Annotated in this window: 12 protein-coding genes (1 of these 12 only partly in view); 9 read left to right on the forward strand and 3 right to left on the reverse strand. The window is 60.7% G+C overall.

Annotation, left to right across the window (positions count from 1 at the left end):
* On the reverse strand, positions 1 to 1,336 hold the 5' portion of the coding sequence (locus JOE34_RS02900) for a CoA-acylating methylmalonate-semialdehyde dehydrogenase (protein WP_003422228.1). The gene continues 158 nt to the left of window position 1, outside the view; the window shows 1,336 of its 1,494 coding nt (coding positions 1-1,336); the start codon lies at positions 1,334 to 1,336; its stop codon lies beyond the left edge, outside the window.
* A 107-nt stretch (positions 1,337 to 1,443) separates the two neighbouring features.
* Complete coding sequence (locus tag JOE34_RS02905) at positions 1,444 to 2,790, reverse strand: aspartate aminotransferase family protein (protein ID WP_003422229.1); 1,347 nt, start codon at positions 2,788 to 2,790, stop codon at positions 1,444 to 1,446.
* A gap of 111 nt (positions 2,791 to 2,901) precedes the next feature.
* Between JOE34_RS02905 and JOE34_RS02910 the strand changes: the two genes are divergently transcribed.
* The 9 genes from JOE34_RS02910 (at position 2,902) to JOE34_RS02950 (ending at position 13,324) form a co-directional block, all read left to right on the forward strand.
* A complete protein-coding gene (locus JOE34_RS02910; RefSeq protein ID WP_003318626.1) occupies positions 2,902 to 3,822 on the forward strand; it encodes a LysR family transcriptional regulator in 921 nt (306 codons plus the stop codon).
* 186 nt (positions 3,823 to 4,008) lie between these two features.
* On the forward strand, positions 4,009 to 5,406 hold the full coding sequence (locus JOE34_RS02915; RefSeq protein ID WP_024682997.1) for a nucleobase:cation symporter-2 family protein: 1,398 nt from the start codon (positions 4,009 to 4,011) through the stop codon (positions 5,404 to 5,406).
* A 94-nt stretch (positions 5,407 to 5,500) separates the two neighbouring features.
* Entirely contained in the window at positions 5,501 to 6,163 is a 663-nt protein-coding gene (locus JOE34_RS02920; protein WP_209995099.1) for a TetR/AcrR family transcriptional regulator, read from the forward strand.
* Positions 6,164 to 6,195: 32 nt separating this feature from the next.
* Positions 6,196 to 6,789 carry a YigZ family protein gene (locus tag JOE34_RS02925; protein ID WP_003422231.1) on the forward strand — a complete coding sequence of 198 codons (594 nt, stop codon included), beginning with the start codon at positions 6,196 to 6,198 and terminating at the stop codon, positions 6,787 to 6,789.
* Positions 6,790 to 7,321: 532 nt separating this feature from the next.
* Positions 7,322 to 8,875, forward strand: coding sequence for an ABC transporter ATP-binding protein (locus JOE34_RS02930; protein ID WP_209995100.1), 1,554 nt, complete (start codon positions 7,322 to 7,324; stop codon positions 8,873 to 8,875).
* A gap of 11 nt (positions 8,876 to 8,886) precedes the next feature.
* Positions 8,887 to 9,987, forward strand: a complete 1,101-nt coding sequence (locus tag JOE34_RS02935; RefSeq protein ID WP_004414954.1) for an ABC transporter permease — start codon at positions 8,887 to 8,889, stop codon at positions 9,985 to 9,987.
* Positions 9,987 to 10,913, forward strand: a complete 927-nt coding sequence (locus JOE34_RS02940) for an ABC transporter permease (protein ID WP_003318634.1) — start codon at positions 9,987 to 9,989, stop codon at positions 10,911 to 10,913. The genes JOE34_RS02935 and JOE34_RS02940 overlap by 1 nt, the downstream gene beginning before the upstream one ends.
* 242 nt (positions 10,914 to 11,155) lie before the next feature.
* Positions 11,156 to 11,845 carry an SDR family oxidoreductase gene (locus tag JOE34_RS02945; protein WP_003318635.1) on the forward strand — a complete coding sequence of 230 codons (690 nt, stop codon included), beginning with the start codon at positions 11,156 to 11,158 and terminating at the stop codon, positions 11,843 to 11,845.
* Positions 11,846 to 11,968: 123 nt separating this feature from the next.
* Positions 11,969 to 13,324 carry an 8-oxoguanine deaminase gene (locus JOE34_RS02950; protein WP_096114259.1) on the forward strand — a complete coding sequence of 452 codons (1,356 nt, stop codon included), beginning with the start codon at positions 11,969 to 11,971 and terminating at the stop codon, positions 13,322 to 13,324.
* A gap of 77 nt (positions 13,325 to 13,401) precedes the next feature.
* Here the strand turns inward: JOE34_RS02950 and JOE34_RS02955 are convergent, their stop codons facing one another.
* Complete coding sequence (locus JOE34_RS02955) at positions 13,402 to 14,505, reverse strand: calcium:proton antiporter (protein WP_032663145.1); 1,104 nt, start codon at positions 14,503 to 14,505, stop codon at positions 13,402 to 13,404.
* Positions 14,506 to 14,601 lie beyond the last annotated feature (96 nt).

The raw sequence follows: 14,601 nt of genomic DNA on the forward strand, positions 1-14,601 counted from the left end.
AAGCCACCGGTACTGGCAGCGGAACGTTGACCCCGACCATCCCCACTTCAATTTCGTCGCAGAACAGACGCGCCGCTTCGCCATCGCGGGTAAAGATGCAGGTGCCGTTGCCGTATTCGTGATCGTTGATCAGTTGCATGGCCTGCTCAAGGCTGTCCACACGCACGATGCACAGCACCGGCCCGAAAATCTCTTCTTTATAGATACGCATCTCTGGCGTCACGCGATCGAACAGGCAGCCACCCATGAAGAAGCCCTGTTCGTGCCCGGCAACCTGAAGATTGCGCCCATCGACCACCAAGGTTGCGCCCGCTTGCACACCGTCTTCTATATAGCCGCCGACCTTGTCGCGATGCTGCCCGGTGACCAGTGGCCCCATGTCCAGGCCACAGGTCGTGCCCGCACCGATCTTCAGGCTCTGGATTTGCGGAACCAGCTTGGCCACCAATGCATCAGCGATCTGATCGCCAACGCACACCGCGACCGAGATCGCCATGCAACGCTCGCCGCAGGATCCGTAAGCTGCGCCCATCAAGGCACTCACGGCATTGTCCAGATCGGCATCCGGCATCAATACCGCATGATTCTTGGCGCCACCGAGGGCCTGAACGCGCTTGCCCCGCGCTGCGCCTTCCTTATAGATGTACTCGGCAATAGGCGTAGAACCGACGAAGCTGAGCGCCTTGACCTCCGGCGCTTCGATCAGCGCATCGACCGCGACCTTGTCACCGTGAACCACATTGAGCACACCCTTCGGCAGCCCCGCCTCATGCAGCAGTTCGGCAATCAACAGCGTTGAACTGGGATCGCGCTCCGAAGGCTTGAGGATGAAGCAGTTACCGCACGCAATGGCCAGCGGGTACATCCACAGCGGCACCATCGCCGGGAAGTTGAACGGGGTAATACCGGCAACGATACCCAGCGGCTGAAAGTCAGACCACGCATCGATGTTCGGCCCGACGTTGCGGCTGTATTCACCCTTGAGCACTTCAGGCGCGGCGCAGGCGTACTCCACGTTTTCAATGCCGCGCTTCAGCTCGCCCGCCGCATCTTCCAGGGTCTTGCCGTGTTCTTCACTGATCAATTGGGCAATGCGTGCCTCGTTCTGCTCGAGCAGCTGTTTGAAACGGAACATCACCTGAGCACGCTTGGCCGGCGGCGTATTGCGCCACGCTGGAAAGGCAGCCTTGGCCGAGTCGATTGCCTTCTGGACTGTTTCGCGATCGGCCAGCGCTACGGTGTGGATAACCTGCCCGGTCGACGGGTTGAACACATTGGCGCTACGACCTTCAGCAGAAACGAACTCGCCGTGGATCAGGTGTTGAATGCTGCTCATGGAAAACTCCGGATAAAGGCAGCGGGCGTGAGTCAGCTCACACCCGATGCGATAAAGGCACACATATAAGAAGAGAGCGCTGCCAGCGCGGTCAGTCGATCAGTCGATCAGTCGATCAGATTCAGTGTTTCGCCGACGGCATCGAACAATCGATCAAGATCCTGCGCCTGGCTGTTGAAGGTCGGTCCGAATTGCAGGGTGTCACCGCCAAAGCGCACATAGAAACCTGCTTTCCACAGCTTCATACCCGCCTCGAAGGGCCGCACGATGGCATCGCCGTCACGCGGTGCGAGCTGGATGGCACCCGCCAGACCGTAATTGCGGATATCGACCACGTTTTTCGCGCCCTTGATACCGTGCAGCGCACGTTCAAAATGCGGCGCGACTGCGGCGGCCTGCTGCACCAGATTCTCCCGTTGCAGCAGTTCAAGCGCCGCCAGGCCGGCCGCACACGCCACAGGGTGAGCGGAATAGGTGTAGCCGTGAGGGAATTCGACGGCGTACTCCGGCGTCGGCTGATTCATGAACGTTTGATAGATCTCGCTACTGGCGACTACCGCGCCCATGGGGATGGCGCCATTGGTGATCTGCTTGGCGATGCACATCAGGTCAGGCGTGACACCGAAACTGTCCGCGCCAAACATCGAGCCCGTACGACCGAAGCCGGTGATGACTTCATCGAAGATCAGCAGGATATTGTGCTGATCACAAATCTCACGCAGCCGCTTGAGATAGCCTTGCGGTGGAACGATCACACCGGCCGAGCCCGACATGGGTTCGACGATCACTGCAGCGATGTTCGACGCATCATGCAACTCGATCAGCTTGAGCATCTCGTCAGCCAGCGCGATACCGCCCGCCTCGGGCATGCCCTTCGAGTACGCATTGCTGGCCAGCAGGGTGTGCGGCAAGTGGTCGACGTCCATCAACTGGCCGAACATCTTGCGGTTGCCATTCACTCCGCCCAAGCTGGTACCCGCCACATTCACGCCGTGATAGCCGCGTGCCCGACCGATCATCTTGGTCTTGGTCGCCTGGCCTTTCAGCCGCCAGTAGGCACGCACCATCTTCACCGCCGTATCCGCGCACTCGGAACCCGAGTTGGTATAGAAAACGTGGTTGAGATTGCCCGGCGTCAGGTCGGTAATCTGTTCTGCCAGCTGGAACGACAGGGGATGCCCGAACTGAAAGCCCGGCGAGTAATCCAGCACACCCAGTTGCCGGGACACGGCTTCCTGAATTTCCTTGCGAGTGTGCCCGGCGCCACATGTCCATAGGCCCGAGAGTGCATCGTAGATCTTGCGTCCCTTGTCGTCTGTCAGATAGCTGCCATGCGCGGCCACGACCATGCGCGGGTCGCGCTGGAAATTTCGATTCGCGGTGTAAGGCATCCAGTGAGCATCGAGCTTCAACTGACGGGTGACAGGCACATCGGACACTTCGAACATATTCATGGGAGCAAGCCTCGCAGGCGCTGAACGATCAGTCATTGCAGCTAAGGTGCCACGCGGATAAAGTTCATAAAACCCGACTTTTACGATCTTTGGTTTGGTAATTACTAAACAATGAATATCCGTCGTTCCGATCCGATGTCGCAGGTCAGTGATTTTGATATCCGCTTGCTGCGCCTATTCAAAAGCGTTGTCGAAGCGGGTGGCTTTTCTGCGGCTGAAAGCGTGCTCGGCATTGGCCGATCCGCGATCAGCCAGCAGATGAGTGATCTGGAACAACGCCTCGGCCTGCGCCTGTGCCAGCGAGGCCGCGCCGGTTTTTCACTGACCGACGAGGGGCGCGAGGTCTATCAGTCGTCTTTGCAACTGCTCAGCGCGTTGGAAAGCTTCAGGACAGAGGTCAATGGCCTGCACCAGAACCTGCGCGGCGAACTGAACATCGGCCTGACCGACAATCTGGTCACCCTCCCCCACATGCGCATCACCCATGCCCTGGCCCGGCTGAAAGAGCGCGGGCCGGGCGTGCACATCAACATCCGCATGATTGCCCCCGCCGAAGTCGAGCGCGGTGTACTCGACGGCGGCCTGCATGTCGGTGTCGTGCCGCAGGCCAGTGCTTTGCCGGGGCTTGAGTATCATTCTTTATACAGCGAGCGCTCGCTGCTCTACTGCGCGGTCGGGCATCCCCTGTTTTACGCCGACAATGCCGCGCTGGATGACGCACGCCTCGCACAACAGGAAGCCATCGCTCCGACCTTTCGCCTGCCCAACGATGTTCAGGACCACTATCAGGCACTGACCTGCACGGCCAGCGCGTCTGACCGGGAAGGTATCGCCTTCCTGATTCTGACCGGTCGCTACATAGGCTACCTGCCCGATCATTACGCCAATGCCTGGGTGCAGGAAGGCAGGCTGCGCGCATTGAAACCGGATTCGAAGTTCTACGACCTCAACCTGGTGACCGTCACCCGCAAAGGCCGGCGCCCTCATTTGGTGCTGGAGAGCTTTTTGGAAACACTTGCCGCTACCCGATGACACATTTCTGCCCGGTAACTGGCCGCTTCGACGACGCTGCAGCGCGGGTTGAAAGCGCTATCAAGCTGATATTTATTGAAATAACCGGACTCAAATAAAAATAACCTGAGCAACTGGACAGTTTTTTGCAGTAGTCCCGAACAACGACACGCCAGCACATGGCATTTCCCCGTCCGAGACCTCGCCATGCAGCCTGAAACACTCGACAATGATGATCTGATCTACGGCCTGAACGATCGCCCCAAACCCTGGACTGCCCTATTGGCTGCGTTCCAGCACGTTCTCGCCAGCTTCGTGGGGATCATCACTCCGCCCCTGATCATCGGCTCGACCCTCGGCCTGACCCAATACATGCCGTACCTGATCAGCATGGCCTTGATGGTCTCGGGCACCGGTACGTTCATCCAGGCGCGCCGCCCGTTCGGTATCGGCGCGGGCATGATCTGCCTGCAAGGCACCAGCTTCGCGTTCCTGGGCGCAGTGTTGTCCGCAGGCTTTCTGGTCAAGCAGCGCGGCGGCAGCCCGGAGGACATCATGGCGATGATCTTCGGCGTGTGCTTTTTCGGTGCGCTGGTGCAGATCGCACTGAGTCGCTGCATTAGCCAGTTGCGAAGGGTCATCACGCCGCTGGTGACCGGCATTGTCATCACGCTGATTGGTGTGAGCCTGATCAAGGTGGGCGTGACAGACCTGGGCGGCGGCTTCAACGCGCCGGACTTCGGCGCCCCGGTGAACCTGGCGCTGGGCGCGTTCGTGCTGGCCGTGATCATTGTGCTCAATCGCTCGACTACGCCCTGGGTACGTTTGTCAGCCATCATCATCGGCCTGGCGGTCGGCAGTCTGGCCGCGTGGTTCAGCGGCAAACTGGTGCCGCAACCCCTTCACGACCTGCCGCTAATCAGCGTACCGATGCCCTTCCGCTTCGGTTTCAATTTCGACTGGAGCGCTTTCCTGCCTGTCGCGCTGATTTATCTGATCAGCAGCATCGAGACGGTCGGCGACCTGACCGCCAATTGCATGCTCGCGCGCCAGCCCATCAGCGGCCCGAGCTACCTGGCACGCCTCAAGGGCGGCGTACTGGGCGATGGCGTCAGCTGCATGATCGCCGCGACCTTCAGCGCATTTCCCAATACCACCTTTGCGCAAAACAACGGTGTGATCCAGTTGACCGGCGTTGCCAGTCGCTATGTCGGGCTGTACATCGGCGCGGTGCTGTTCGTGCTCGGGCTTTTTCCACACATTGGTGCCATCGTTCAGCAGATCCCTAAGCCGGTGCTCGGCGGCGCAACGCTGGTCATGTTCGGCAGCGTCGCGGCGGCCGGTGTGCGCATTCTGGCCCAGTCGCCGCTCGACCGACGCAGCATGCTGATCATTGCGACGTCATTGGGTGTCGGTCTGGGCATTGCGTCGCAGCCTGCGCTGCTGCATCAATTGCCGAAACTGGTGCAGAACCTGTTCGATTCGGCCATCACCAGCGGCGGTATCACGGCCATTGTCATGTGCCTGCTGATTCCGGAAAGCAAAGTCGCCGCCGCTACGACCGACGACGTGCCGGAACCCGAACCTGTGGAGCAACCACGATAACTTTGCATGCCGCGCCCGCACCGACGCTTGCGAGATGCTCGCCGGTGCGCTATCTGTTCATCCGTCGCGCCCTACGACCTGTCCGGAATTGCCCATGACCCTTGAAGTCCCCGCACACAGCGCTCACGTCACCAAGCCTGCAAGCCGTATTCGTCAGAAGAACGAAGAAGCGATCATTCAGGCGGCCGAAGATGAATTTGCCCGCCACGGTTTCAAGGGCACCAGCATGAACACCATCGCGATCAAGGCCGGGCTGCCAAAAGCCAATCTGCATTACTACTTCACCAACAAACTCGGCCTGTATGTCGCGGTGCTCAGCAACATCATCGATTTGTGGGACAGCACCTTCAACCACCTCAGCGTCGAAGACGACCCGGCAGAGGCGCTGGCCCGCTATATTCGCGCCAAGATGGAGTTCTCGCGCCGCCAGCCACAGGCCTCGCGGATCTTCGCCATGGAAATCATCAGCGGTGGCGAATGCATGAGCGAGTACTTCAGCCAGGATTACCGCCTGTGGTTCCAGGGCCGGGCCGCGGTCTTTCAAGCCTGGATCGACGCCGACAAGATGGACCCCGTCGACCCGGTGCACCTGATCTTCCTGCTATGGGGCAGCACCCAGCACTATGCCGACTTCGCCTCGCAGATCTGTCGCGTCACCGGTCGCTCCCGACTGACGCGCCAGGACATGGATCAGGCCAGCAACAATCTCATTCGAATCATCCTCAAAGGTTGTGGGCTCACGCCGCCAGCCTTGTAGAATCGTCGCCTTGACGTCAGCTGGACACACGCATGCCTTTTACCCTGGTCGGCCCTTGCGAGTTTCGTGAAGAAATCCGCAAGAGCCGCTTCATCACCCTCGCCGCCCCCATCGCCAGCCCGGCCGACGCACAGGCGTTCATCGAGCAGCACAGTGACTTGAACGCCACTCATAATTGCTGGGCATGGAAGCTCGGCGGGCAGTATCGCAGCAACGATGACGGCGAACCGGGTGGCACTGCAGGCAGGCCGATTCTGGCCGCCATCGAAGCGCAGGCGTTCGATCAGGTCGTGGTGCTGGTGATCCGCTGGTACGGCGGCATTCAACTGGGGACCGGCGGCCTGGCGCGCGCCTATGGCGGCGGTGCCAACAAATGTCTGCAGCAGGCCGAGCGTCTGCCGCTGATCCAGCGCGCGTCGTTCCATCTTGAATGCAGCTTCAGTGAGCTGGCGCTGGTCAAGCTGCGTCTCGGCGAATTGAACGGTCTGGTGGAAAGCGAAAATTTCATGGCCAACGGTGTGCAGATGTCCATCGCCATCGGCCCCGAGCACACCGACACCCTGCAGCGCCAACTGGCCGATCTGAGTCGCGGCAGAATCCTTCTGCACGCAGCGCCGGAGCAATAGGCTCAGCCTCTGCGCCACATGTCACAATTGCCCACATCTACTGTGCATCCGGCTGTGGATAAGCTGAGCACACTCCACCGCGAGCCTTGCCGGGCTTGCGTTTCAGGCGAATGATCGTTTTTTGAGCAATTGCCGTGCGTGGATCCATAAAGAGTGCAAAAACAGCCTGTTAGCGCTTCTTAGTGCCTTTGGATGTTAACCGCCGCCGCATTATTCTCACTCAACGCGCTTGCGCACAGTATCTGTGGAAGAACCTGTGGATAACAGGTGCAAGGGTCGCGCATTGGTTCAGCGCACCGCCCTCCACGTCCGCTGTACATTTTTTGTTCAAATCAAAGAGCCACATTGGCCCGCGTTCAACATGCACGCCCCGAACTGGTGCTGAAACGAGCGCGCTCGATGGGCGAAGGCCGGTGACAGGGCCGAAAACTCCGTGCCTGGCCTTGATTCCGCGTGCCGGACGCGAATCCTGACTCCTTGGCCAGGATTTTGCTTTATCCACACGCGACCCACTTCTGCCTCAGAGCCTTTCATGTCAAACCACGCGATACCTGCGCGCCTGCAACTGCGCCACATCACCAAACGGTATCCCGGCTGCCTGGCCAACGACGCTGTCGACCTGACGATTCAGCCCGGAGAGATTCACGCCCTGCTGGGTGAAAACGGTGCGGGCAAAAGCACGCTGATGAAGATCATCTACGGCGTGACGCAGCCCGACGTCGGGACGATCATCTGGCAAGGCCTGGCGCAGACCATGCGCAATCCGGCACAGGCCAGAAGCCTGGGCATCGGCATGGTGTTCCAGCATTTTTCGCTGTTCGAAACCCTCAGCGTCGCGCAAAACATCGCGCTGGCCATGGGCGCAGCGGCAGGCACGCCCAAACAACTGGAGCCGCGCATCCGCGAAGTCTCTCAACGCTACGGCATGGAGGTTGAACCCCAGCGGCTGGTCCACAGCTTGTCGATTGGCGAGCGGCAGAAAGTCGAGATCATTCGCTGCCTGATGCAGGACATTCGCCTGTTGATCCTCGACGAACCCACGTCGGTATTGACTCCCCAGGAAGCCGAGGAGCTGTTCGTGACCCTGCGCCATCTGGCTCGAGAAGGCTGCAGCATTCTGTTTATCAGTCACAAGCTGGGCGAGGTGCGCGCGCTGTGTCACAGCGCAACCGTGCTGCGCAACGGCAAGGTCTCCGGGCACTGCATTCCCGCTGAATGTTCCGATCTGGAACTGGCGCGCTTGATGGTCGGTGATGCCGAAGGGCTGACCGCGCAGTATGAGAAAGTCAGCGGCGGCAAAGCCTTTTTGCGCATCGACAAACTGTCCTGGCACAACCCGGACCCGTTCGGCTGCTCACTCAAAGACCTCAGCCTGGAAGTGCGCAGCGGCGAAATCGTCGGTATCGCAGGCGTGGCCGGTAATGGTCAGGATGAGTTGCTGGCGCTGCTCAGCGGCGAACAGACCTTGCCGCACGCCCAGGCGGTGACCCTGCGTTTCGAGGATGCCCCGGTCGGCAACCTGCGCCCCGATGCGCGGCGCAAGCGTGGCTTGGCATTCGTCCCGGCCGAGCGCCTGGGACATGGCGCAGTGCCGGAACTGAGTCTTGCCGACAACGCGCTGCTTACCGCCTTCCAGCAAGGGCTGGTGAGCAATGGCCTGATCCAGCGCAGCAAGGTGCGCGCACTGGCTGACGAAATCATTCGGCGCTTTGCAGTCAAGACGCCGGATGCACTGGCCCCGGCGCGCAGTCTGTCGGGCGGCAACCTGCAGAAATTCATCCTCGGTCGGGAAATTCTGCAAAAGCCGAAACTGTTGATTGCCGCGCATCCCACCTGGGGCGTGGATGTCGGCGCTGCGGCGGCGATCCATCGGGCGCTGATTGCCTTGCGCGACGCCGGGGCCGCGATTCTGGTGATCTCCGAAGACCTGGACGAATTGTTCCAGATCAGCGACCGACTCGCCGCCCTGAGCGGCGGTCAGCTTTCCGACCTTATCCCTACTGAACAGACCAGCACCGTGCAAATCGGCGGCTGGATGGCGGGACAGTTCGATCATTCTCAAACCCAAGCCCACGTGCCTGGTTAACGGAGCAAAACATGCTGCTTTCTCTGGAACCGCGCGGCCAGCAATCGCGCGCGATGTTGTGGTGCTCCCCTTTACTGGCTGCGGTGCTGACCCTGGTCTGCGGTTCGCTGCTGTTCATCGGCCTGGGCCTGAACCCTGTGGTGACACTGCACACCTTGCTGATCGCGCCGGTCAGCGACTGGTACGGCCTGTCGGAATTGATGGTCAAGACCCTGCCGATTCTGCTCTGCGCGCTGGGTCTGGCGGTCGCCTATCAGGCGCGCATCTGGAACATCGGTGCGGAAGGCCAGTTGCTGCTCGGCGCATTGGCGGGCAGTGCCGTGGCGGTAAATATCATCGAGATGGAGAGTCGTTGGGCGCTGGTCATGGTGTTGCTGGCCGGCACCCTCGCCGGCGCTGCCTGGGCGGGCGTGACCGCCTGGCTGCGCACGCATTTCAACGCCAATGAAATCCTCACCAGCATCATGCTCAACTACATCGCCCTCAACTTGCTGCTGTACTTCGTCCACGGGCCGCTCAAGGACCCTGCCGGCATGAACTTCCCGGAGTCAGCGACCTTTGGCGACGCCAGCCGTCTGCCACTGCTGATGGAGGATGGCCGCGCGCACATTGGGGTGTACTTCGCCCTGTTCGCGCTGGTCGCGGTGTGGGTGTTGCTGCAACGCAGTTTCGTCGGTTTTCAGATCAAGGTGCTGGGCCTGGACAAGCGTGCTGCCGGGTTTGTCGGCTTCCGTGAAAAACGCCTGGTCTGGCTGGCCCTGTTGATCAGCGGCGCGCTGGCCGGGCTGGCAGGCGTATCGGAAGTGACCGGCCCCATTGGCCAATTGGTGCCGCAGGTCTCGCCAGGTTATGGCTATGCCGCGATCACTGTGGCCTTTCTCGGCCGCCTCAACCCCATCGGTATTCTGTTCTCCAGCCTGTTGATCGCCCTGCTGTATCTGGGCGGGGAAAGCGCGCAAATGACCTTGAACCTGCCGTTGGCAATCACGCAGTTGTTTCAGGGGATGATGCTGTTTTTCCTGCTGGCCTGTGATGTGCTGATTCTCTACCGCCCACGTCTGAAACTGCACTGGGCCAAGCGCCAGATGACACCCGTCACAGGAGCCGCATGATGGATATCGACCTGCTGAGCAACATTTTCTACGCCATGGTCCGTTGCGGAACACCCCTGCTGCTGGTGGCGCTGGGCGAGCTGATCTGTGAAAAAAGCGGCGTCATCAACCTCGGTCAGGAAGGCATGATGCTGTTTGGCGCAGTGATCGGCTTCATCGTCGCCCTGAACACCGGCAACCTCTGGATGGGTGTGCTGCTGGCGATGCTTGCAGGCATGCTGCTCTCGGCACTGTTTGCCTTGGTGGCACTGGTGTTCAACGCCAATCAGGTCGCGACCGGGCTGGCGTTGACCATCTTCGGCGTCGGCCTTTCCAGCTTCGTCGGGGCCGCCTGGGTCGGCAAACCGTTGAGCGGTTTCGAGCCGGTCGCCATCCCGCTGCTCAGCGACATTCCGCTGATCGGCCGCATGCTGTTTGCTCAGGACCTGCTGGTCTACCTGTCCTTCGCCTTGTTCGCGCTGGTCGCCTGGGCACTGCTGAAAAGCCGCGTCGGGCTGATCATCCAGGCCGTCGGCGAAAACCCCGATGCCGCCAGCGCCATGGGCTTGCCGGTGTTGCGCGTGCGCACCCTCGCGGTGCTGTTCGGCGGCGCGATGGCCGGGCTGGCCGGGGCTTATCTGTCACTGGCCTACACGCCGATGTGGGCAGAAAACATGAGCGCCGGGCGTGGCTGGATTGCCCTGGCACTGGTGGTTTTCGCCAGCTGGCGCGTGTGGCGCCTGCTGCTGGGCGCCTACCTGTTCGGTCTGGCCAGCATTCTGCACCTGGTCGCGCAGGGCATCGGCCTGGCCATCCCATCCAACCTGCTGGCGATGCTGCCGTATGTGGCCACCATCATCGTCCTCGTCCTGCTCTCCCGCGACGCCCTGCGCACCCGGCTGTATGCGCCGGTATCGCTGGGCCAGCCCTGGCGGGCGGGGCATTAAGGAGCTAGCGGCGCAGAGGGTTGACGCAGAGCGTCACGAACGGCATTCCCACGCTGGAGCGTGCAGAACGATAATCCCGACTATCGTGCCAATGCTCCGCGTCAGGCATCTACCTTGAACGTTTTCGGCTCGCGAAGATTCCAACAGGTCATGGGCAGGAGTACGCTGCAAGGTCGAAACTTTCGAGAGACCTTGCTGGCACTGCCATGGAGTCTGTCTCTCAATCTGCCAAGGAATCATTCATGACCACTACCAAGAAAACCGCTCTGATCATCGGTGCTTCGCGTGGCCTGGGGCTAGGGCTGGTGCAGCGCTTGACCGAACAGGGCTGGCAAGTCACCGCTACCGTACGTGATCCGCAAAATGCCGAAAACCTGAAAGCAGTCGAGGGCGTGCGCATCGAAGCGGTGGATCTGGACGAAACCGCCTCGCTTGAAGTGCTGGTCCAGAAGCTGCGCGGTGAGGTGTTCGACGTGCTGTTCGTCAATGCCGGCATCAGCGGCGCGGCACACCAGAGCGCTGCGAAGTCGACCGCTGCCGAGCTCGGGCAATTGTTCCTGACCAACGCTGTGGCACCGATTCGTCTGGCCGAGCGCTTCGTCGATCAAATTCGTCCCGGCACGGGCGTTCTGGCGTTCATGAGTTCGTGGCTGGGTAGCGTCACTTGCCCGGATGGCGCCAACCTTGCGCTGTACAAGGCCAGCAAAGCCGCGCTCAATTCGATGACCAATACCTTCGTTACAGAGCTGGGCGAGAACCGTCCTACCGTGCTGTCGATGCATCCGGGTTGGGTGAAGACCGACATGGGCGGCGAAAATGCCGCCATCGACGTCATGACCAGCACCACCGGGCTGGTCGAACAGCTCAATGCCTACGCCGGCAAAGGCGGCCATCACTTCATCGACTACCAGGGCAAGACGATTGCCTGGTAACCGGCCGCTCGACTAGAATCGCCGTCCTTCGCCGGGGCGCACCTGACCCCGGCGACCCTGGATCAGCAGACAGGGCAACACTGAGCTGGCTAACCTGAACCTGTCTTTCAGAGGAGCCGGCCCATGCCCGCGATCCGTATCTGGTTGAAAAATCCCCTTGCCGTGTTTACTGCCAATGACCTGGACGCCCGTGGCGGTCTGGTGATCGAAGGCGGCGTCATCACTGAAGTGCTGGCCGCCGGGCAGCTCCCGTCAAAGCACTGCAATCAAACGTTCGATGCCCGTGAGCATGTGCTGCTGCCGGGGTTGATCAACACGCACCATCACTTCTATCAAACCCTCACGCGGGCCTGGGCACCAGTGGTCAATCAGCCGTTGTTCCCCTGGCTGAAGACCCTGTACCCGGTATGGGCGCGCCTGACAACGGACAAGCTCGCGGTCGCCAGTAAGGTGGCGCTGGCCGAGTTGTTGCTGTCCGGGTGTACGACCGCTGCCGACCATCATTATCTGTTTCCCGACGGGCTGGAACACGCTATCGATGTTCAGGTGCAGAGCGTTCGGGAGCTGGGCATGCGCGCGATGCTGACACGCGGTTCGATGAGCCTGGGCGAAGCGGATGGAGGCTTGCCGCCCCAGCAAACCGTGCAGCAGGGCGAGGTGATTCTGGCCGACAGCCAGCGCTTGATCGAGACCTACCATCAGCGTGGCGACGGCGCACAGATTCAGATCGCCCTGGCGCCCTGCTCACCGTTTTCGGTCACGCCGCAGATCATGGCCGAGAGTGCAGCCATGGCCGAAAAACTCGACGTGCGCCTGCACACCCATCTGGCCGAAACCCTCGACGAAGAAGACTTCTGCCTGCAACGCTTCGGCCTGCGCACCGTGGATTATCTGGACAGTGTCGGCTGGCTGGGACCGCGTACCTGGCTGGCCCATGGTATCCACTTCAACCCCGACGAAATCGCTCGTCTTGGCGCAGCAGGTACGGGGGTCTGCCACTGCCCGAGCTCGAACATGCGCCTGGCCTCCGGCATTTGTCCAACCCTGGACCTGCTCGCTGCTGGCGCGCCGTTGGGGCTTGGGGTCGATGGCTCGGCGTCCAACGACGCATCGAACATGATTCTGGAAACCCGCCAGGCGCTTTACCTGCAACGCCTGCGCTACGGCGCCGAAAAAATCACCCCACAGCTCGTGCTGGGCTGGGCCACCAAGGGGTCGGCGCAATTGCTCGGACGCACTGACCTCGGTGAACTGGCGGTGGGTAAACAGGCTGATCTGGCGTTGTTCAAGCTGGACGAACTGCGCTTTTCCGGCAGCCATGATCCGCTGTCAGCCCTGCTGCTGTGCGGCGCGGATCGTGCCGACCGGGTGATGATCGCAGGGCAATGGCGAGTGATCGACGGCCAGGTCGAAGGGCTGGACATCAAGCAACTGATTGCCGATCACAGCCAGGCCGCGCGGGAATTGATTCACGGCTGAACGTGCGCAACGATACTCTCGACTATCGTGCGACGCTCTGCGTCCTCTTGCGACGCAGAGCGTGGGAGCGATAGGCCCTAAAGCCCCAGACACGACAGCATGATGAACGTCGCGAACAGTACGAAGTGGGTCATGCCTTCGATGGCGTTGGTTTCGCCGTCGTTGAGGTTGATGGCGGACACCAGCAGGGTGATGAGGATCATCACGGTCTGCACCGGAGTCATGGCCATCTGGAAGGGCTGGCCGCTGTAAAGTGCCATGGCTTCCATGACCGGAACGGTGAGGATCACGGTCGACAGCGACGCACCCAGAGCGATGTTGACCACCGACTGCATGCGGTTGGCCAACGCGGCACGCAGGGCCGTGAGGATCTCGGGCGCGGCAGAGATGGCGGCTACCAGGATGGCGGTCATCACCGGCGGTGCACCAGTACCTTCCAGGCCCAGGTCAACCGTCTTCGACATCACTTCAGCCAGCGCACCGATCACCACCACGCCGACAACCAGTGTGGCAATTGAGCGGGTCAGATTGACCGGCTCTGCGTGCTCTTCAGCCGGATTAGAGCCCTGGCTCTGACGCTTCTTCTTTTCCGGGTAGCTGTAGCTGAAAAAATAACTGTGCGGCCCGACCTGCATGCGCAGGAACAGGGTGTAGAGCAGGATCATCGCGCCGATGGTAAACGCCGAATAGAGCTTCCAGTCCCCCTCGGGAATGAACTCGGGTACGACCATCGACACGCCCATCGCGGTGAGGATCATCACGCTGTAGGTGCGCGCCGAATCGTCGTTGTACGACTGCTCGCCATGCTTGATACCGCCCATCAGCGCCGCAAGCCCGAGGATGCCGTTGATGTCGAGCATCACCGCCGAATAAATCGTATCGCGCACCAGCGTCGGCGACGGCTCGTTGCTCATCATGATCGCCAGGATCACCACTTCGACCGTTACCGCCGACAGCGTGAGGATCATCGTGCCGTAAGGATCGCCGACCTTTTCCGCCAGCATCTCGGCGTGATGCGCAACGCGCATCGAGGCGCAGATAATGAACGCAACCAGCGCCAGCCCCGACACCAGCGCAACCACCTGACCATTGCCTACCAGCACATGCTCCAATGGATAAGCGACGAACATGGCAATGATTGCCAGCAACAGAAACTTTTCTTGCTTGAGCAATGCGCCCATTTTTATTCCCCAAACCTTGCGACATCGCCGCGGATGTACATGAAGGTGGCCAACAGTGAAGGCTGTCAGAGTAGCGTGTGTGACAAAAGGTTTCAT

The organism is Pseudomonas sp. PvP028 (assembly GCF_017832255.1).
Lineage (GTDB): Bacteria > Pseudomonadota > Gammaproteobacteria > Pseudomonadales > Pseudomonadaceae > Aquipseudomonas > Aquipseudomonas syringae.